Source organism: Paractinoplanes toevensis, assembly GCF_018332695.1.
Taxonomy (GTDB): domain Bacteria; phylum Actinomycetota; class Actinomycetes; order Mycobacteriales; family Micromonosporaceae; genus Actinoplanes; species Actinoplanes toevensis.
In genome coordinates, this window is sequence record NZ_BOQN01000019.1 from 18,605 (window position 1) to 36,886 (window position 18,282).

Here is an 18,282-nt window from a genome sequence, read left to right on the forward strand (position 1 = left end):
TCGGCTGACCGCCGGTCGGATCGAGGACGCCTGCCTTGCTGACGCCCTCCGTACGGCGTAATCCCGAGGTGTGACCGGTGTTCACGAGGCGAAGGACAGGCTGCCACCCGCTGGAGTGCTGCCTGCCCCGGAGTTCCAGCTCGGGCTGATGCCGGGCCTGTCGGCGTTGCCCCGGCTCGCCGCCGCGGTGAAGCAGGACGGGAATCCGGACCTGCTCGCGGTCCGTGCGGAATTCGAATCGTGCAACGGCACCATCGTCAACTCCTACTTCGCGCCGAACAGCTGCGCCTGTGCGTTGCTCGTCAAACAGCAGGGAACCACGAACGAGGACGGTGAATCCGAGCCGGAACAGCGCCGGCTGCTGATCTGGATAGATCGTCGCGACGTCGCGATGCGGCACCCACCGTTCATGAACGCTCTCTGGCGTACGTTCTGGCTGGCCCGCCGCACGGAGCACGAAGCCAAGAACGTGCTCACCCGGCGGACCAGGAACCTCTGTCTCGACATGCTCTTCGACGTGGCCGTCATCCTGCTGGGCACCGTCGACTCCGCCACCTCGACGGACAAACCGGCCACCGAGCCGTTGCAACGCGCCACCGCGATCGCTGATGACGACCTGGACCGCATCGAGCAATTCGCCGACCGCGGCGCCATTCATCGGACGTTCCGCCACTATCTGCTGGGTCTGCCGGTCGGCCTCCTGCTGCTCGCGATACCGATCTTCGTCACCGAGCAACTTCTGCCGATCGCCGAGCAGGAGCAGCACCTCGTCACGTTCTGCCTGATCGGCGGCGGAATCGGCGCCATGACCAGCGTGATGGTGCGGATAACGCGGGGTCAGCGACTCTCGGTCGACGTCAACCAAGGGGGCTTCGTCACGTTCCTGGCAGGAATGTTCCGGCCGGTCATCGGGGCGGTCTTCGGCGTCGCGTTCTACTTTCTGCTCGAGGGCGGACTGATTCCGATCGCGACGGACGACAACCGGGCGCACTTCTACGGTGGGCTGTCCTTCATCGCCGGATTCACCGAGCGGTGGGCACAGGACATGATCGTGCGCAGCGCGCCGGTCGCACCCTCACCTGTCACCACGGCGGGACGCAGTCGGCCGGACACCGGTCCGCGCACCTCCGACAGCGGCAAGCCGGCCCGCTGATCCGGCCGCCTACCGCTTCGTGGGAGTCACGCCGTAGACCAGCCGCAGGATGGCGTCGGTGAGGGTGTCGACCAGCTCGTCCTCGTCGTTCGCGTCCGGGTTGGCGAAGGCGTCGGCGAACGTCGTCAGCCGCAGGTGGATCGCCATCGTGGCGAGCAGCGTGGGTGGGCCCTGCACCGTCCGGCCCGCTCGCGCGTCGCGCTCGATGCGGTGCCGGAACATCGTGCAGCCGTTGTTGACCACGCGGTCGCGCACCTCCAGCACCTCGGGCCCCGGGTCGGGGGCGAGGAAGAACTCGCGCAGCCAGCGGCCCTCGACCTTCCAGCGCTTGAGCGACAGCATCAGCCCCTCGCGCAGCGCCGCCCGGTCGAGGCCGTCGGAGGCCAGCCAATCGCCCATGTCGGCGTCGGTCTGGCCGATCGCCCTGTCGCAGAGCGCGGCCAGCAGAGCCTGCTTCGACTCGAAGTAGAAGTAGAAGCCCGAGCGGGCGATGCCGGCGGCGCCGGCCAGCTCGTCGATCGTGACCTGACCGATCGGCTTTTCCCGCAGCACCACCCGGGCTGCGTCGAGCAGGGCCCGCTCTCTCTGATCACCCTTAGTGGGTGCGCGGCGACTTCCGATGGCTGGCACACGGCGATCCTACCGCGTGCATTCGACATCACATCTTTAGCTTTCGACACCGTGTTGAGAATGATCGGCGGCGCGTCTAGCTTCGAGTCATGCCTCCATCAAGTCCGTCCCGGCTGGCCCTTCCGGTCGCGTCGTACGTCGTGCTACTGGTCTCCGCCTTGCAGACGCTGGTCGTGCCGGTCGTCACCAACATCCAGGCCGACCTGGGCGTGTCGGCCACCGCCGCCAGCTGGGTGGTGACGGGCAACCTGCTCGCTGCGGCCGTGCTCACCCCGATGCTCGGCCGCCTCGGCGACCTGCGCGGCCGCCGCCCGGTCATGCTCGGTGTGCTGATCGTGGTGCTGCTCGGCTCGATCCTGGCCGCCACCACCTCGACCCTGCCGCTGCTGATCGTGGCCCGGGTCATGCAGGCCGCCAGCTTCGGCCTGTTCCCGCTGGCCATCGGCGTACTGCGGGAGGAGCTGCCGCCGCAGCGCCTGACCGGTGCGATGGCCATCGTCAGCGGCATGCTCGCCGTCGGCGCCGGCATCGGCCTCACCGTGACCGGCCTGGTCATGCAGCACGGCGGCGACTACCACCGGCTGTTCTGGCTGGCCACCGCGCTCACCGTGATCGGCGTCGCCGGCGTGGTCGGCCTGCCGCGGCGCGCCGCCGTGGCCACCGGCCGCATCGACTGGATCGGCGGCGGACTGCTCGGCCTCGGCCTGGTCCTGCTGATCATGCCGCTCGAGGAGGGCAACAGCTGGGGCTGGGGCTCCGCCCGCGTGATCGGCTGCCTGATCGCCGCCGTGGTCGTGCTCGCCGTCTTCGTGCTGGCCGAGCGCCGGATCAGCGACCCGCTGGTCAGCACCCGGATGCTCACCCACCGCCCGCTCGTCATCGCCAACGCGGCCGGCCTGTTCCTGGGCTTCTCGATGTTCGCGGTGTTCCTCGCGGTCTCCTACTTCGTGCAGACCCCGCCCGCCCTCACCGGCTACGGCTTCGGCTCGACGGTCCTCGCCGCCAGCGTGGTCTACCTGCTGCCCGGCAGCATCGCCGGGATCGTCACCGCCCCGCTCGGCGGCCGGCTCGTCGCCCGCTTCGGCCCCAAGACCACCCTGGTGATCGCCGCCCTGGTCGCGTTCGCCGGTTTCGGGCTGCTGACCTTCCTGCACGCGGCGACGTGGGAGATCATCGTCGGCGCGTTCGCCGTCAACACCGCGGTCATGTTCGGCTACGCGGCCATGCCCGCCCTGCTGATCGCCAACGTCAGCCCGGCCGAGACCGGCATCGCCAACAGCGTGAACTCGATCTCCCGCTCGGTCGGCATGTCGCTGGGCACCGCGTTCGTGGTCACCATGGCCACCCGCAACCTGATCCCCGGCGCGCCCGTCGCGCTGCCCCGCGAATCGCAGTACGTGACGGTCTTCGCGGTCGGCGCGATCCTCGCCCTGGCCGCCGCGGCCCTGGTCGCACTGGCGCTGCCGCAGAACCGGCCCACCCACCTGAGCACCCTGGAGGTCGAGGAGGAAGAGGTCTTCGGCGCGGCCGGCCTGGCCGTCCCGGACGACCTGGTCGCGAAGGAGAACGCGGCCCGCGCCTGACCCACCCACCGGAGGTATCGAACGCCGGCTCCCCGCCCGGGGCGCCGGCGTTCGCGCTACGTACGGTCAGCGGCGTCTCGCGATGATCGGGCCGGCCTCGCTGACCTTCCTCGCGGTGCACACCGGCGGCTGGGGCTGGTGGGTGATCGCGGCGGTGTTCGGCACGGCGGCCTTCGCCGTGCGGCCGGTCGTCGCCTGGGTCGGCCGCACCGCCCGCATCGCGGCCCCGGCACCTTCCCCGATCTGAGCGCTGAGTTTGCCTCAGCGGACGACCGTGACGGGGCAGTTCGCGTACGCCGCGACGTGCTGGCTCACCGAGCCGAGCACCAGGCCGGCGAAACCGCCGTGGCCGCGGTTGCCCACGACCAGCAGGTCGGCGCCGGCTGACTCCTCGATCAGGACCTTGGCCGGGCGGCCCTGCTTCACCTGCGGGACGACGCGGATCGATGGATCGTCGCCCAGCTCCTCCTTGATGACCTGGACCAGGTCTTCCGCGGTGCGCTGGCTCGAGTCGGGCACGTAGTGCTCCGAGACGCTGACGCTGCCCGCCGGTGGGAGCAGAGTGTGCTCCCAGACGTTGAGCACGAGCAGGTCGGCGCCGTGATCGGCCGCCTCGGCCGCGGCCCAGGCCAGGGCCCTGCGACTGCTCGGTGACCCGTCGACGCCGACCACGATGGACCGCCATGAACTCATCGCCGTCCCCTTCCGTCTTTAGGGCACGGTATTACAAGACTATCGACATCGACACCCTTAGTTGCGGCTTGAGGACAATCGGTTTAGCGTCCAAATCAGATGTGATCTGGATCTCAGGCTGGAGGTTGCCGTGGCCACGACGACAGTGGAGTCGGTCTCTCCCGACGCGGGTCAGGGCGAACGCCGGCCGCTGATGACCGGGAACGCACTGCTGATGATGAACCTCGGTTTCTTCGGGGTGCAGTTCAGCTTCGGCCTCACCCAATCGGCGGTGAACCCGCTGTTCCTGCTGATCGGCGCCAACCCCGACCAGCTGCCGATCCTCAACCTGGCCGGCCCGGTCACCGGCCTGATCATCCAGCCGATGATCGGCGCGATCAGCGACCGCACCTGGCATCCGCGATGGGGCCGCCGGCGGCCGTTCATCACGGCCGGGGCGCTGCTCTGCGCGGTGATCCTGTTCCTGTTCCCGTTCGTCGGGGTGCTGTGGCTCGGCGTCATCTGCTTCTGGCTGCTCGACATCGGCAACAACACCTCGATGGAGCCGTACCGGGCGTTCATCTCCGACCGATTGCCGAAATCCCAACTGGCTCGCGGCTTCCTGACCCAGAGCATGTTCACCGGCGCCGGTGCGGTTCTCGCCAACGTGTCGCTGTTCGTGCTGCAAAAGGTCGAGGCGCTCGATAAGACGGCCGGCAACGGCGTGCCGTACTGGATGTTCGTCTGCTTCATGATCGGTACGGTCTGCATCCTGCTCACCGTGTTGACGGCGATGGCCCGTACCCGTGAACTGACGCCGTCCGACGAGGACCTCGAGGAAATTCGCTCCGCGCCGAAGGGCGCCGGCAACGCCGTACGGGAAATTGCCGCGGCCGTAAGGGCGATGCCGGTCGCCATGCACAAGATCGGCGTGGTTTTCGTTTTTCAGTGGTACGCGATGTTCATCTACTGGCAGTTCCTGGCGGTCAGCCTGGGCGAGACGGTCTTCAATGCCAATCCCGAACAGGGCGGGACGGCGTGGGACGAGGCCATTGCCTGGAGCGGCCTGCAGAACGGCGCCTACAACTTCGTCACCATGATTTCCGCGCTGTTCCTGGTGGTCGTTGCCCAGCGGATCGGCGCGAAACGGGTGCACGCCATTGCGCTCGGCCTGGCCGCGTTGTCGCTGGTCTGGCTCTCGAACATCGACAACCAGTACCTGGCGCTGGTGCCGATGATCGGCGTGGGCATCTTCTGGGCGAGCGCCGTCGGCGTGCCGTACCTGATGGTGGCCAGCATGGTGCCGGCCAAGCGCACCGGCGTCTACATGGGCATTCTCAACATGATGATCGTCGTGCCGATGCTGGTGCAGACGGTGACGTTCGGCTGGATCTTCAACCACTGGCTCGACAACAAGGGCAGCAACGCGATCCTGCTGGCCGGGGTGCTGCTGGGCATCGGCGCCATCGCGATGCTGTGGGTCAACCCGCCGTCCGAGGCCGACGAGTCGCCGATCATGCCGCTCGGCGGGAAGCGCTCGATCACCGTCTACGACCAGGTCGTGGTCGGTTCGGACGGAACAGCCACCAGCCTGTACGCCGTGGACCGCGCCGCCGAGGTGGCCCAGGCCGCCCAGGCCAGGCTGGTCGTCGTCACCGCGTACCGTTCGGCTTCTTCGTCGGATGCCGGACCACGACGAGAGATCTTCGGTGCCGACGCCGCCCGGGCCGCGCTCGACAAATCGGTCACGGCGTTGACGCGGGAACGGGCTCGCTACATCGATCAGCGGCTCGTGGACGGGGATCCGGCACAGGCGCTGCTCGACGCGGTCGGCAACAACCCGGCCAACCTGATCGTCGTCGGCAACCGGGGCCTGGGCGCCGACGAGGGGGCGATGCTGGGTTCGGTGCCGGCCGGAGTCGTACGCCGGGCGGTCTGTGATGTTCTGGTGGTGCAGACGTCGGCCCTCGACGAGGAGCGGATGTTCTCCCCGTCCGAGCCGGCCGAAGCGTCACCGGCCCGCGTCGAGGACGAGCCGCCGACCGCCTGACATTGACGGGTGCGCAGCACGGGCCTTGGTGGGATCATCACAACATGAGGCGGCGATCAGTAGCCGACGTCTTGGGTCGGCGTTACGACGAGTTCTTCCGCGACCGTTCCCCGGTGCCGTTCGAGGTCGTGGACCGCGACGGCACCACCCACTCCTTCGGTGTCTCGGCTACCGCGCCGGCCAGGTTCTCCCTGCTCGTCCGAGACGAGGCCGGGCACGACGCCCTGACGTCGCTCGACCAGTTGCAGGTGGCCCTCGCGTACCTCCGCGGCCATCTCGACGTCGACGGCGACATCGTCGCCGTGCTGAACATGCGCCAGTTCTTCTCGGACATTCATCCGATCGAATTCATCGGCCGTTGGCTGCCATCGCTCTGGCAGGGCAAGACCGACCACGACCGCCGCGCCATCTCGCAGCACTACGACGAGGAGTCGGAATTCTTCCTGACCTTCCTCGACTCCCGGCACCGCTGCTATACGCAGGGCGTTTTCGCCAGCGACGACGAGCCGCTGGAAGACGCGATGACCCGCAAGATGGACATCGCCCTGGACGCCATTCAGGTCAAGCCGGGCGACCGCGTTCTCGAGGTCGGCGGCGGGTGGGGCGCCTTCGCCGAACACGCCGCCCTGCGCGGCATCGACGTCACGACGGTGACCCTCGCCGAGGAGTCGGAACGGTTCCTCAACAAGCTTTTCGCCGACAAGCAGTTGCCGGTCACCGTGGTGCGCGAGCATATCTTCCGATACCGATCGGCCGAGCCGTTCGACGCGATCGTGAACATGGGCGTCACCGAACACCTACCGGATTATCGGACGTCCCTGCGCACCTATGAGCGCCTGCTGCGCCCCGGCGGGCGGGTCTATCTGGACGCCCTTGCCATGCGGCGCAAACACACGTCGTCGACGTTCTTCAAGAAGTACGTGTATCCAGGACGGTCAGCGCCTCTGCTGCTGCACTCCTATCTGCGGCAGGTGGCGCACTCGCCGTTCGAGCTGCTGAATGTCGAGGATGATCGGCACAACTACTTCCTCACCTGCCGGGCCTGGGCGGAACGGCTCGATTCCCGGAAGGACGAGATCATCGCTCGGTGGGGTGAGGAGCTCTATCGGCGGTTCCGCATCTTCCTGTGGGGTTCGGCGTCCGGCTTCGACACCCGAATGGTGCAGGCGTACCGCTGGGTGCTGCAGCGCGAGCCTGCCTGAGTCCGTCGTCAAGGGAAGAGGTACAGCTCGGGCGAGCACGCCAGCTGGACGGACTGCTCCGCGGAGAGGACGGGTTCCGGCCGGGTCGCGACCGGAGCCCGGCCGTTCGCGACCTGGCGGTCGGTGTTCGAGGCCTGAACGTAGATCTCGCTGTGGCCGCGGTAGACCCGGACGACGAAGTCCCGGGGCTCCTCGGCGGGAGTGCCATCGGCCTCGGTGCCCAGCAGCACGGTCTCCCCGTCCGGCCCGGTCCGGACGGTGCACTTCGCGGCCTTCTCGTTCCGGCAGCTCGCCTCCTCCTGAGCGGCCGTCGACCGGTCCACCACCCCGACCGTGACCGTCAGATCACCGACGCCCGCATCGTCGCGGACCAAGGCCATGGCGTCCACCCGGTTACCCCACGGCGGTTCACCGCCCCGGCTGAACCCCAGCAGCGGCCCCGCCTGCTCCCCCGGCACCTGGCCGTACCTCGCCGCCGGGAGCAACTGCGGCACCACGTCGTTGAGGTAGCAGGTCAAACTCGTCGCGGCCCAGTCGACCAGCTCCGGCGACAGTGCCTTGTCGGCCGCGATCACCCCCGGCGGCCGAGTGCCGGGCGGGGACGGGCACGGGTTGGCCGCCGCGAAGTCCCCACCGCCGCCCAACCCGACGACCACCCCCGCCCCGGCGAGCGCGACCGCGAGCCCCGCACCCGCGAAACCGGCCAGCCGGCGGACGCGGCGCGACCGCCGCCCGGCCGCCAGGACCGTCTCGGCGGTCAGTCCCATCGCCGGCTCACCGTCGGTCACGTAGGCCGTCAGCGCACGGCGCACTTCCACTTCCCGCATCGGTCACTCCCTGGTGAGCGCGGCGCCCCGAAGCGCCGCGCGCATGGATTGGATGGCTCGCGCGGTCTGGCTCTTGACCGTGCCCTCGGTGATGCCGAGCAGGGCGGCCACCTCGGAGACCGGCAGATCCTCCAGATACCGCAACACCACCGCGGCCCGTTGCCGCGGCCCCAGATCGGCCAGCGCAGACCGCAACGCCAGCCCTTCGACCGGGTCGGCGCCGCCCGCCGCCCGCTCCGGCGGGGCGGCCATCAGCGCCTCGCGGCGCCGGGCCCGCCGATGCGACAGGAACGCGTTCACCACCACCTGCCGGGCGTACGCGTCGACCGACTCGTCCCGGATGCTGGGCCAGCGCCGGTACAACCGCACGAAGGTGAGCTGCACCAGATCCTCGGCGGTGTGCCAGTCACCGCACAGCGAATAGGCGAGCCGGCGCAGCGGTTGCGCCCGCGCGCGGAAGTATTCGACGAACTGGAGCTCCCAGTCGGCTTTGACCACCACGCCCCCTTCCGGTCACCCCTTCTACTCCGCAGAGGGCCGAAAGGTTGCATCCGGCCTTGCGGTCAGGGACGCGACAGGAGGCGAATGCGGTCGGTATCGATGGGTACTGCAACACGAGCCGGCCAGACACATTGACGTTCACCGTTACGCTGGCGCCGTGTTCGACGAGTCGGCCATCCGGTGAGCGCTGACAATCCGCTTGTCGCGGCCGCGAGTCCCGGTGGGTCGGATCCGCTGGCGGGGATATGGATCGCCGAGGACATCCAGGCGATCCTGTCCGGGGTCGAGAACGGCAGCTGGATCGACACCTCACTCGGCGCCGTCTCAGCCGGCCTCGACACGCTGGCCCTGATCTCCGATCCGATCGGCAGCCTCCTCCAATACGGCGTCGCCTGGCTCCTCGAACACGTCAAACCACTCTCCGAAGCACTGGACTGGCTCGCCGGCGACCCCGGCCAGATCGCGGCACACGCACAGACCTGGCGAAACGTCGCCGGCACGCTCCGCGACCACGCCGCCGACCTGCAGCAGGCGGTGCGCTCGGACACCCACGAATGGGCCGGCACCGCCGCCGACACATACCGCACCTGGGCCGCACAACAAAACGACGCCGTCGGCGCCCTGGCCACCGCCGCCGACACGATGGCCGCGATCACCGAAGGCGCCGGGATGCTGATCGCCGGCGTACGCATCATGGTGCGCGACGCCATCGCCGTGGTCGTGTCCCGCCTGATCACCTACGCCGCCGAACTCGCCGGAACCCTGGGCCTCGCGGCACCCTTGGTCGTCGAACAGGCGACCACCCTCTGCGCATCCTGGGCCGCCCGGATCGCCTCCTGGCTACGCGGCCTGATCCGCAGCTTCGAACACCTACGGGGCCTGACCGGCCGGATGGACTCCGTAATCGAACTCATCAAAAAACTGCTGAGCCGACTACGCGGTCGCGGCGACCGCGGTCCGACCACCCCGTCCGGCAAACCCGACCCCAACCGCAAACCCAGCGGCAAACGCACCGACGCACACCCGACCAAGAAGAAAGATCGAGGAGTACGGCGCGAGAACGAGTCGGCCGATGTCCTGGCAAGGAACGGCTACGACGTCGAGCAGAACCCGCCACCAAAACTCAACGGCAAGGAGCCCGACTACAAGATCGAGGGCGAATACTTCGACTGCTACGCGCCCGAGACCGGCAACCTCGACAACATTCGCGCGAAGCTGAGCGAAAAGGTATCCGAGGCGCAGGCCGACCGGCTCATCCTCAACATGGACGACACGCCACGTTCGATGGAAGACATCGCCGACATGCTGCGCCGGAAGCCCATCGCTAACCTCAAGCAGATCCTGGTCGTCAAGGACGGTCAGGTCGTCCCCTTCTTTCCCTTCGGCGAGTGACGAGACATGGCCTACGAATACACCTGGTACGGAGACTCGGAGCTCGATACCCCAGGGCTTACCGCGTTCATCGCCGCCACGACCGGCGGGGAGGAACGTCCGGACGGCACTATCTTCCTTGCGGGCATGTACGTCACCGCGCGAAGCGTCACCGGCGAAGACGTCAACCCGGCGGTAAGTCTCTTCGGCTTCGAACACCGTTTCACGGCGACGTTCCGCATCTCGTCACGCGTGGACGACGTGACCGAGGAGCACGCCACTGCCCTGATGGTGCACACCGTCATAGCGTTCGCGTCGCGATTCGGCGGTCACGGCGTGCTGCTCTTCAACGGCGAGACCGCGGTTCTGCTGCACGCCGGCGACCACGTTGTTCTGGATGCCGAGTGGGAGGACTGGACGGAGAACAGCGAGATCGCCCCGCTGCTCGACCAGTTCGACAGCGAGGTGCTCCCGCAACCACTGCTTTGATCAAGCCAAGCACGATGATGACTCTGCAGCTACCGAGCGGGTGCTCGAGGTCGCTCGTAAGCCGCACTCCTTGACTACGCCTTATCCGGATCAGTCGCGCTGGTCCAGAAGCTGACCGTCGGGCCGTAGTCCTCGGCGACCTCGACGGTCACGGTCCGCTCCGGGTAGCGCAATGACAGCACCCCGCGCCAGCACACCCCGATGTCCGCGGCCAGCCCGGCCAGTGAATCCTCGTACGGGTCGGTGTCGCAGTTGGCGAAGAAGTCGTACAGCTTCACCGCGTTGACCACCGACTCGATGCGGGAGGGCTCGTCCGGGTAGCGCTCGAACCACTCGTCGACGTTCGCGGCGTTGAAACGCTCGGCCAGGAACACCCCGCCGCGGTACGTCACCGTCGACGGGTTGAACAGCCAGCCCGCCGCGATCGTGGCGCCGACGTTGGCGTCCTGGTTGAGGTAGTCGGTCGGTGTCCAGGTGACCGCCGAGTCACCCCAGCCGTCCCGCCACTTGACGAAGAACTCCGGCAACGGGCGTGCGCCGTCATGGCCGCGCTCGGTCACGGGATCTCGTCCGGTGTGGCCGGGCGGACGTGTCGCTGCTCGCGCACGAAGACCTCTCCAGTGTTCGGGTTGACGTTCCGATCGTATTCAACGACGTGCGGTGTCGGGACGCCGCCGTGGTCACGGCCGGTCAGGTCCACCCGTTTGACGGCGTTCCCGTCGTGGTCGTACACGGTGTAGTTGGTGATGTCGCCGGTCTGCGGATCCCGTTTGTAGAGCGTGCCGTCCGGTGGCCCGCCCTTCTGCGGCAGCTTGCGGCCCTTGAACTCCTGACCGTTCTTGATCTGCTCGGCGGCCTTGGTCGGCTTCTTCCCGCCCGGGCTCTTGCCCTTGCCGCCGCGACCGAGCCGGCCGAGCAGTTCCTTCAGCTTCTCGATCAGCTCGCCGACCTTGCCGGCGATGCCGCGCAGCTTGCTCAGGCTGCTGATCAGATCTTTCAGCCACCGCGCGATCCGGGCCGCCCACGACGCGCAGAGGGTGGTCACCTGCTCGACGACCAGCGGCGCCGCGAAGCCGAACGTCGCGGCGAGCTCGGCGGCGTACACGATCAGCCGGGAGACGAGCGTCGCGATGGCGTCACGCACCATCATCCGTACGCCCGCAATCAGGAACCCGGCCGCCTCGGTGATGGTCCCGAGGGTCTCGGCGCCCTGTGCCAGACCGCCGATGGCGCCTTTCTGCTGTTCCACCCAGGTGCGGTAGGCGTCGGCGGCCGCCCCGGTCCACTCGCTGACGTCGAAACGCACCGCGCGGTCCAGGTCGTCGACCCGGTCGTGCAGTGCGCCGGCGACGTTCTTCCAGGTCTGCGCGTGCGCGGCGATCTGCGCCGCGTCACCGGCCAGCCAGTCGAGTGCCTCGGACAGCGGCTTGACGTGCTCGATGATCCAGGCGATGCCGTACTGCAGCAGCGCCCCGACCGGGTCGGAGACGAAGGCGAGAGCGTCGAGGCCGGCGGACACGGCGCCGAGCGTGCCCTCGATCCAGCTGCCGTCCTTGACGCCCCGATAGAGCAGCTGAATGTCCTCGGCGATCCACACCCCCGCCCACGGATCGACCGGCGCCGCCACCCTGGTCGCGACGAGCGGATTGTCCGTGCTCAACGGGTGTTCCGGAGGCGATCGGCGGCGTTCCCGTCGGACGTGTCGTAGTCGGCGGCCACCGCCCGCACCTGCTCGGCCGTGTCGTGCACGGAGGTCGCCGCCGTGGAGATCCCGTCGATCACCTGGGTCTGCAGAATGTTGAGCAGCGCCGGCACGATCTGACACAGCTGGCCGTAGGCCCCCGAGTCGGTGCGGACAACCGCCCCCGCTTGCCGCGCCTGGTCCAGCCCGTCGCCGATCCCGTCGAGATGCCCGGCGTGCGAAACCAGATCAGCCGAGTTGACGTGAACCTGGCCGCTCACTCGCCGTCCCCGGCGGCGAGTCGGGCGTTCAGGCCGGCCAGGACGGCCTTGCCGGTCTCGCTGTCGGCACCCACGGTCTCGGCGGTGACCTGGCCGTACTGCCGGACGAGGTCCGCTTGCGCGGCCCGAACGGCCGCCATGATCTGCCGGGCGGTGGTCGCGGCAGGCTGCCGCCGAATCTCTTCCTCCAGCCGTACGCCGGTCAGCTGCCCGTTGGAATCGACCGTCACCTCAACGGCGCCGTCACCGGCCCGACCGGTCGCGGAGAGTTGGGCGCTGCGCTCGGCGAGAGCTTTCGCCTGGGCGGCACGCTCGGCGAACCCACGCTCCCACTCATCGATCCGATCCACCGCCAGCGAGGACCACAACTCGTCGGACACAGCGCCTCCCATCGACGCAGCTCACTCTAACGGAAGCAAGCACGTCATCTCCGCGCGAGACGTCTCGGTAGATTGACACTCATCGCTAGGCTCGCGGTGCGTTCGGCGAGTCACTGCCTCGGCGCCGCTTACGACAAATGCCGACCGCCTACGGAGTCCCCGGTGAGCGCTGACAATCCGCTTGTCGCGGCCGCGACTCCGGGCGGGTCGGATCCGCTGGCGGGGATCTGGATCGCCGAGGACATCCAGGCGATCCTGTCCGGGGTCGAGAACGGCAGCTGGATCGACACCTCACTCGGCGCCGTCTCAGCCGGCCTCGACACGCTGGCCCTGATCTCCGACCCGATCGGCAGCTCGCCGTGGTCGTGTCCCGCCTGATCACCTACGCCGCCGAACTCGCCGGAACCCTGGGCCTCGCGGCACCCTTGGTCGTCGGACAGGTGACCACCCTCTGCGCATCCTGGGCTGCCCGGATCGCCTCCTGGCTACGCGGCCTGATCCGCAGCTTCGAACACCTACGGGGCCTGACCGGCCGGATGGACTCCGTAATCGAACTCATCAAAAAACTGCTGAGCCGACTACGCGGTCGCGGCGACCGCGGTCCGACCACCCCGTCCGGCAAACCCGACCCCAACCGCAAACCCAGCGGCAAACGCACCGACGCACACCCGACCAAGAAGACGGACCGAGGACTCCGCCGCGAGAACGAGTCGGCGGACATCCTCTCCGAGCACGGTTACGACGTCGAGCAGAACCCGCCGCCGAATGCGAACGGCAAGGAGCCCGACTACCGCATCGAAGGCGAATACTTCGACAACTACTCTCCGAGCAGCAAGAACCTCGACAACATCCGTGACGAGGTGAGCGGCAAGGTCAAAGATGGCCAGGCCGAGCGGATCGTCCTCAATCTGGACGACTGCCCCCGATCGATGGAAGAGATACGTGGAGTCTTGGAGCGCAAACCGATCTCCGGGCTCAAGGAGATTCTGGTAGTCAAGGACGGCAGGGTTGTGCGGTTCTATCCCTTCGACTGAGAGCGACCACGGAAGGCGTCATGGCGATCGAGTACACGTTCTACAGCGCAGCAGATATGAGCACCGAAACACTGCGTTCGAGGATCGCCGCTGCGCTCGCCGGATCGATCACACCGGACGGCACCGTGACGCGGGAAGGGCTGACTGCCACGGCATACCGTGTCGCGCCAGGCGAGGAAGCCACGGCCCCCTCGCTCTTCGGGTTCATGCACCGGGTCAGCGTGCGTTTCCGTTTCTCGGCAACCCGACGTGACCTGGAGGGCCACAACACCGCCCTCATGGTGGGCGCCGTGCTCGGGCTGGCCGACTCCGATGGGGTCTTGCTGTTCAACGGGGAGGAGAACGTGCTGCAATCCTCCGCTGGGGAAATCACATTCGCCGCCGGCTGGGACGGCTGGGACGACATGCCCGAGGTGACAGCGTTGCAGGACGAGCATCGGACAGGGCACCTCAACCAGCCGCTTCTCTGACGCCGGCCGAGCAGGCCAAGCTTCTCGGGGTCTTCCAGGCGGCCGCCCGCACGGGAAATTCGGCCGCTCCGGTGGCAGCCGGGACCGAATTCCTAAGGTAATTGGATGTACTGCCGATCACTGCGGACATGGTGATGCGGTGGGCGGATGCCGAGACCGGCCGGGTGAGTCACCTGTCTCGTCAGATCAGGCTCAATCTTTGGGTGTACGCCGCCCTGACGGTGATGGGTCTCATCCGCGTTCATTTCGCCTGGCCGGAGAACCGGCAGTGGGCGATGATCCCGCTGGGTCTGGCGTTGCTGCTGTTGGTCGGCGGGCACCTGCTGGACTGGGAGTCGCTGAGCCGGAAACGGTGGATGACCAAGGCCGTCATCGCCTCCTATTCTTCGGCGCTGGTCGCCCAGCTCCTGTTCTGCCTCCCGGACCCGGACCCCGAGCTGATGTTCCCGGTCGGCGCTGTGATGATCACCGTGGCGGCGGCCACCACGATCGGCTCGCGGGTGGCTCTGGTGCTCGGCGTGAGCAGTGTGGTCGCGTACCTCGTCCTGCTCCTCGCCCAGCCCTCGCTGGATCTGCCGTACAGCACCTCGATCGCCGCCGCCGTGGCCGGCGTCGCCGGCCTGTGCGTTCTCGCCGCGAACAACCGCCGGCACCACCTGGCCCAGCGCCGGGCGGCCGAGCGTCGCACCGTCGCCCTGATGGAGAACGGCTCGGACGCGGTTCTCGCGGTCGGTGACGACCAGGTGCGGTACGCCAGCATCTCGACCGGCCGGATCCTGGGCCACGACGCGGAGTCGCTGAGCATCGCTGACCTGGCCGAGATGACCCACCCGGACGACGTCGAGCGGGTTACCGAATTCCTGAACCAGCTGCGGGCCGCCGGCCCGGGCGCCACCGACCGGATCGAGTCGCGCAGCCGGGCCGCCGGTGGGGCCTGGCTCGATGTCGAGGTCACCGCCACCAACCACCTCGACGATCCGGACATCCAGGCGATCATCCTCAGCGTGCGGGACGTCAGCACGCAGAACGCGCTGCGCGCCGAGCTGACCCGGCAGGCGTTCGAGGACCCGGTCACCGGGCTGCCCAACCGGGCGCTGCTGCTCGACCGGATCGTCACGGCGGTGCGCCGGCACGCGCGTACGTCGGGGCGGGTGTCGCTGCTTCTGATCGACCTCGATGACTTCAAGAAGATCAACGACACCCGCGGCCACATGGCCGGGGACGAATTCCTGCGCGTCGTGGCCCAGCGGATGGCTTCGGCCGTACGCCCGTCCGACACGCTCGCCCGTCTCGGCGGCGACGAGTTCGCGGTGTTCGTCGAGGAGCTCGACGACATCGGCCTGCACACCCTGGCCGAACGGCTGCTCGCCGAGATCAAGACCCCGGTACGGCTGGGCACCAGCGACCTGATCGGCACCGCCAGCATCGGCATCGCCACGCTGAAGTCCGACCAGAGCGCCGACCTGGACGCCGCGCACGAGCTGATGCGCGACGCCGACCTGGCCATGTACGCGGCGAAGGCCGGCGGCCGGGACCGGATCGCGGTGTTCGACCCGTCGATGTACACGGCCGCGGTGAAGGAGGCGGAGGGCCGCACCGACCTGGAGCGTGGCCTGGCCAACAACGAGTTCGTGGTGAACTACCAGCCGATCGTGGACCTGCCGTCGGGCAAGCTGGTCGGCGTCGAGGCGCTGGCCCGCTGGCAGCACCCGGAGCGCGGCCTGGTCGCCCCGGACGCGTTCATCGCCCAGGCCGAGCGCACCGGCCTGATCGTGGCGCTCGGCGCGCACATCCTGCGGGTCGCCTGCTTCGAGGTGGCCGGCTGGCAGCGGGACATCCCGGGCGCCGAGAACGTGCGGGTCAGCATCAACCTGTCGGCCCGGCAGTTCCAGGAGAAGGACCTGGTCGACATGGTCCGCTCGGCGCTGACCGACAGCGGCATCCGCCCCGACCTGGTGGTCCTGGAGATCACCGAGTCACTGCTGATGCAGGACGTCGACGCCACCGTCATCACCCTGCACGAGCTGCGTGACCTGGGCGTGCGGATCGCCATCGACGACTTCGGCACCGGGTATTCGTCGCTGTCCTACCTGCGGCGCTTCCCGATCGACATCCTGAAGATCGACAAGGCGTTCATCGACGGCATCACCATCGACAGCGACGACGCGACGCTCGCCGAGGCGGTGGTCGGGCTGGGCAAGGCGCTGCGGCTGAGCACGGTGGCCGAGGGCATCGAGCACATCGACCAGCAGTCGATGCTGTCCGACCTGGGCGTCACCTACGGTCAGGGCTACCTGTTCGCCAAGCCGGGCACCGCCGACGAGATCGCCGAGATGGTCCGCGAGCACTACGGGCCGGAGGCGGCTCAGTAACCGACGTCGCGGCGGCGCAGGCCGGCGTAACCGGTGGCCACCAGCGCCGCGGCCACCCCGACGATCACCAGCAGCGGGGTGACGGTCAGCGCCTCCAGCGGCACCCGCGGGGTCTGCGCGAACGGTGACGCCCGCTGCGTCCAGCCGGGCAGGTCGAACGAGTCGGCGAACAGGGCGACGACCGCGCAGTAGGCGACCACCACCCAGGCGGTCGCGGCGGCCGCCTTCGGCAGCCAGCCGACGGCCAGCACGGTGACCGCGGCGACCAGCCACACCGCCGGCAGGTAGGCGAACGCCACCCCGATCAGCCGGGGCACCTGGCCGAGGTCGTCGACGGTCAGGGCGTACGCGAGGCCCTCGCCCGTGCCGATGGCCAGCATCGCCAGGGCGGTGCCGCCGAGCGCGACGCTGAGCGAACCGGCCAGCCAGGCGAGGCGGCCGGTCGCAGTGGCCAGCACGTTCTCGGCGTGACCGGAGGTCTCCTCGGCGCGCAGCCGCAGCACGCAGGTCACCCCGTAGGCCGCCGCGATCAGGGCGGACAGGCCGACGGTCAGCGCCAGGTAGGAGTCCAGGATGCTGCCGGGCGGCAGGAACTGGGTGATCTCCGGGTTGTCCGCGACGTACTGCTCGATGCTGTTGCCGATCGACCCGTACGCCGCACCGAGCAGCGCGAGCCCGGCCACCCAGCCGATCATCGCGGCCCGCTGCAGCCGCCAGGCCAGGCCGAAGGTGTTGCCGAGGGCCGGGGACGCGGTCGCCGGCCCGAGCCGGGTGCGGACCAGCCCGGCGCCGATGTCCCGCCGTTCCAGCAGCACCATCGCGGCCGCCACCAGCAGCGCCGTCGCCGCCAGCGGCAGCAGCAGCGGCCACCACCGGTCCCCGGCGTACGGGTAGGTGCGCTGGCCCCAGCCGATCGGCGACAGCCAGGACAGGGTGCCGTCGCCCGCGTCGCCGGCCGCGCGCAGCACGTACGCCGCGCCGAGCAGGAAGCCGACCGCGCCGTACACCGCCCGGGCGTTCTCGAACAGCTGGGCGGCGACCGCGGTGAGCGCCGCGAAGGTGAGGCCGACCGTGGTCAGGGCGGCGCCGGCCAGCAGCGAACCGGCGATCGGCAGGCCGGTGCCGGCGCCGACCGCGAACACCAGCACACCCGCGGCCAGGTCGGCCAGCGCGGCGAAGGCCAGCGCGGCCGTCAGCGGGGCACGGCGGCCGACCGGGGCCGACCGGATCAGTTCGGCCCGGCCGGTCTCCTCGTCGCCGCGGGTGGTCCGGCCGATCAGGAACATGTTCATCAGCGCGGCGACGATGCCGAGGAACGCGAAGATCTCGAACATCACCTCGCCGCCGATCGTCTCCAGCAAGCCGGTGGGCCCGCTCATCGCGATCACCGCGGTGTTGCTGCCGACCGTACGGCGCAGGGTGGCGAGTTTTTCCGGGGTGCCGTAGAGGCTTTGGCTCTGCGTCGACTGGGACAGCAGCAGCACGGTCACCCCGGCCAGCCACCACGGCAGGCCGCGGCGTTCCCGCCGGAGCATGAATCGCATGAGCCGAAGCGTCCCCGTCATGGCCCCTCCCCCTGGGTGATG

20 protein-coding genes are annotated in these 18,282 nt (G+C 68.8%); 11 read left to right on the plus strand and 9 right to left on the minus strand.

Going from position 1 to position 18,282, the window contains the following annotated elements; translation table 11 throughout:
• The first annotated feature begins 70 nt into the window (after nucleotides 1-70).
• Nucleotides 71-1,153 carry a hypothetical protein gene (locus Ato02nite_RS07640; protein WP_213005695.1) on the plus strand — a complete coding sequence of 361 codons (1,083 nt, stop codon included), beginning with the start codon at nucleotides 71-73 and terminating at the stop codon, nucleotides 1,151-1,153.
• Nucleotides 1,154-1,162: 9 nt separating this feature from the next.
• Here Ato02nite_RS07640 and Ato02nite_RS07645 read toward each other — a convergent pair whose 3' ends face one another.
• Nucleotides 1,163-1,783, minus strand: coding sequence for a TetR/AcrR family transcriptional regulator (locus Ato02nite_RS07645; protein ID WP_213005696.1), 621 nt, complete (start codon nucleotides 1,781-1,783; stop codon nucleotides 1,163-1,165).
• 89 nt (nucleotides 1,784-1,872) lie between these two features.
• On the opposite strand from Ato02nite_RS07645, the gene Ato02nite_RS07650 reads away from it, so the two are divergent.
• Nucleotides 1,873-3,366 (plus strand): MFS transporter, encoded by a 1,494-nt coding sequence (locus Ato02nite_RS07650; protein ID WP_213005697.1) that lies wholly within the window; start codon nucleotides 1,873-1,875, stop codon nucleotides 3,364-3,366.
• A gap of 82 nt (nucleotides 3,367-3,448) precedes the next feature.
• A complete protein-coding gene (locus Ato02nite_RS07655; protein WP_213005698.1) occupies nucleotides 3,449-3,613 on the plus strand; it encodes a hypothetical protein in 165 nt (54 codons plus the stop codon).
• Nucleotides 3,614-3,627: 14 nt separating this feature from the next.
• On the opposite strand, the gene Ato02nite_RS07660 is transcribed toward Ato02nite_RS07655, so the two are convergent.
• Complete coding sequence (locus Ato02nite_RS07660) at nucleotides 3,628-4,059, minus strand: universal stress protein (RefSeq protein ID WP_213005699.1); 432 nt, start codon at nucleotides 4,057-4,059, stop codon at nucleotides 3,628-3,630.
• A gap of 130 nt (nucleotides 4,060-4,189) precedes the next feature.
• Here Ato02nite_RS07660 and Ato02nite_RS07665 point away from each other — a divergent pair, with 130 nt between their 5' ends.
• Both Ato02nite_RS07665 and Ato02nite_RS07670 read left to right on the plus strand, forming a co-directional pair.
• Complete coding sequence (locus Ato02nite_RS07665; RefSeq protein WP_213005700.1) at nucleotides 4,190-6,088, plus strand: MFS transporter; 1,899 nt, start codon at nucleotides 4,190-4,192, stop codon at nucleotides 6,086-6,088.
• Nucleotides 6,089-6,132: 44 nt separating this feature from the next.
• Nucleotides 6,133-7,290 carry a class I SAM-dependent methyltransferase gene (locus Ato02nite_RS07670; RefSeq protein ID WP_213005701.1) on the plus strand — a complete coding sequence of 386 codons (1,158 nt, stop codon included), beginning with the start codon at nucleotides 6,133-6,135 and terminating at the stop codon, nucleotides 7,288-7,290.
• Nucleotides 7,291-7,298: 8 nt separating this feature from the next.
• Here the strand turns inward: Ato02nite_RS07670 and Ato02nite_RS07675 are convergent, their stop codons facing one another.
• Complete coding sequence (locus Ato02nite_RS07675) at nucleotides 7,299-8,117, minus strand: hypothetical protein (RefSeq protein ID WP_213005702.1); 819 nt, start codon at nucleotides 8,115-8,117, stop codon at nucleotides 7,299-7,301.
• Nucleotides 8,118-8,120: 3 nt separating this feature from the next.
• Complete coding sequence (locus Ato02nite_RS07680; protein ID WP_307853605.1) at nucleotides 8,121-8,615, minus strand: SigE family RNA polymerase sigma factor; 495 nt, start codon at nucleotides 8,613-8,615, stop codon at nucleotides 8,121-8,123.
• Nucleotides 8,616-8,798: 183 nt separating this feature from the next.
• On the opposite strand from Ato02nite_RS07680, the gene Ato02nite_RS07685 reads away from it, so the two are divergent.
• Nucleotides 8,799-10,010, plus strand: a complete 1,212-nt coding sequence (locus tag Ato02nite_RS07685) for a CdiA C-terminal domain-containing protein (RefSeq protein ID WP_213005704.1) — start codon at nucleotides 8,799-8,801, stop codon at nucleotides 10,008-10,010.
• A gap of 6 nt (nucleotides 10,011-10,016) precedes the next feature.
• On the plus strand, nucleotides 10,017-10,478 hold the full coding sequence (locus Ato02nite_RS07690) for a SitI3 family protein (RefSeq protein ID WP_213005705.1): 462 nt from the start codon (nucleotides 10,017-10,019) through the stop codon (nucleotides 10,476-10,478).
• Nucleotides 10,479-10,552: 74 nt separating this feature from the next.
• Here Ato02nite_RS07690 and Ato02nite_RS07695 read toward each other — a convergent pair whose 3' ends face one another.
• From Ato02nite_RS07695 to Ato02nite_RS07710, 4 genes are read right to left on the minus strand one after another with little or no spacing between them, the layout of a single operon-like run.
• On the minus strand, nucleotides 10,553-11,038 hold the full coding sequence (locus Ato02nite_RS07695; protein WP_213005706.1) for a hypothetical protein: 486 nt from the start codon (nucleotides 11,036-11,038) through the stop codon (nucleotides 10,553-10,555).
• Nucleotides 11,035-12,138 (minus strand): polymorphic toxin type 24 domain-containing protein, encoded by a 1,104-nt coding sequence (locus Ato02nite_RS07700; RefSeq protein ID WP_213005707.1) that lies wholly within the window; start codon nucleotides 12,136-12,138, stop codon nucleotides 11,035-11,037. The genes Ato02nite_RS07695 and Ato02nite_RS07700 overlap by 4 nt, the downstream gene beginning before the upstream one ends.
• The gene (locus Ato02nite_RS07705; protein ID WP_213005708.1) at nucleotides 12,135-12,440 is read right to left on the minus strand and encodes a type VII secretion target; all 306 of its coding nucleotides are present in this window, start codon (nucleotides 12,438-12,440) and stop codon (nucleotides 12,135-12,137) included. The genes Ato02nite_RS07700 and Ato02nite_RS07705 overlap by 4 nt, the downstream gene beginning before the upstream one ends.
• Nucleotides 12,437-12,820: a YbaB/EbfC family nucleoid-associated protein gene (locus Ato02nite_RS07710; RefSeq protein ID WP_246606255.1), complete on the minus strand. Its 384-nt coding sequence runs from the start codon at nucleotides 12,818-12,820 to the stop codon at nucleotides 12,437-12,439. Before Ato02nite_RS07710 ends, Ato02nite_RS07705 begins: the two co-directional genes overlap by 4 nt.
• 162 nt (nucleotides 12,821-12,982) lie before the next feature.
• Between Ato02nite_RS07710 and Ato02nite_RS07715 the strand changes: the two genes are divergently transcribed.
• From Ato02nite_RS07715 to Ato02nite_RS07730, 4 genes are all read left to right on the plus strand, one after another.
• Nucleotides 12,983-13,198, plus strand: a complete 216-nt coding sequence (locus Ato02nite_RS07715; RefSeq protein WP_213005710.1) for a hypothetical protein — start codon at nucleotides 12,983-12,985, stop codon at nucleotides 13,196-13,198.
• A gap of 62 nt (nucleotides 13,199-13,260) precedes the next feature.
• Complete coding sequence (locus tag Ato02nite_RS07720; protein WP_213005711.1) at nucleotides 13,261-13,854, plus strand: CdiA C-terminal domain-containing protein; 594 nt, start codon at nucleotides 13,261-13,263, stop codon at nucleotides 13,852-13,854.
• Between the two features lie 20 nt (nucleotides 13,855-13,874).
• Nucleotides 13,875-14,324 (plus strand): SitI3 family protein, encoded by a 450-nt coding sequence (locus tag Ato02nite_RS07725; protein ID WP_213005712.1) that lies wholly within the window; start codon nucleotides 13,875-13,877, stop codon nucleotides 14,322-14,324.
• Nucleotides 14,325-14,458: 134 nt separating this feature from the next.
• Nucleotides 14,459-16,696: a putative bifunctional diguanylate cyclase/phosphodiesterase gene (locus tag Ato02nite_RS07730; RefSeq protein WP_213005713.1), complete on the plus strand. Its 2,238-nt coding sequence runs from the start codon at nucleotides 14,459-14,461 to the stop codon at nucleotides 16,694-16,696.
• Here the strand turns inward: Ato02nite_RS07730 and Ato02nite_RS07735 are convergent.
• Nucleotides 16,690-18,240 carry an ABC transporter permease gene (locus Ato02nite_RS07735; RefSeq protein WP_246606256.1) on the minus strand — a complete coding sequence of 517 codons (1,551 nt, stop codon included), beginning with the start codon at nucleotides 18,238-18,240 and terminating at the stop codon, nucleotides 16,690-16,692. The two genes, Ato02nite_RS07730 and Ato02nite_RS07735, sit on opposite strands and share 7 nt — an antisense overlap.
• Between the last annotated feature and the right edge of the window lie 42 nt (nucleotides 18,241-18,282).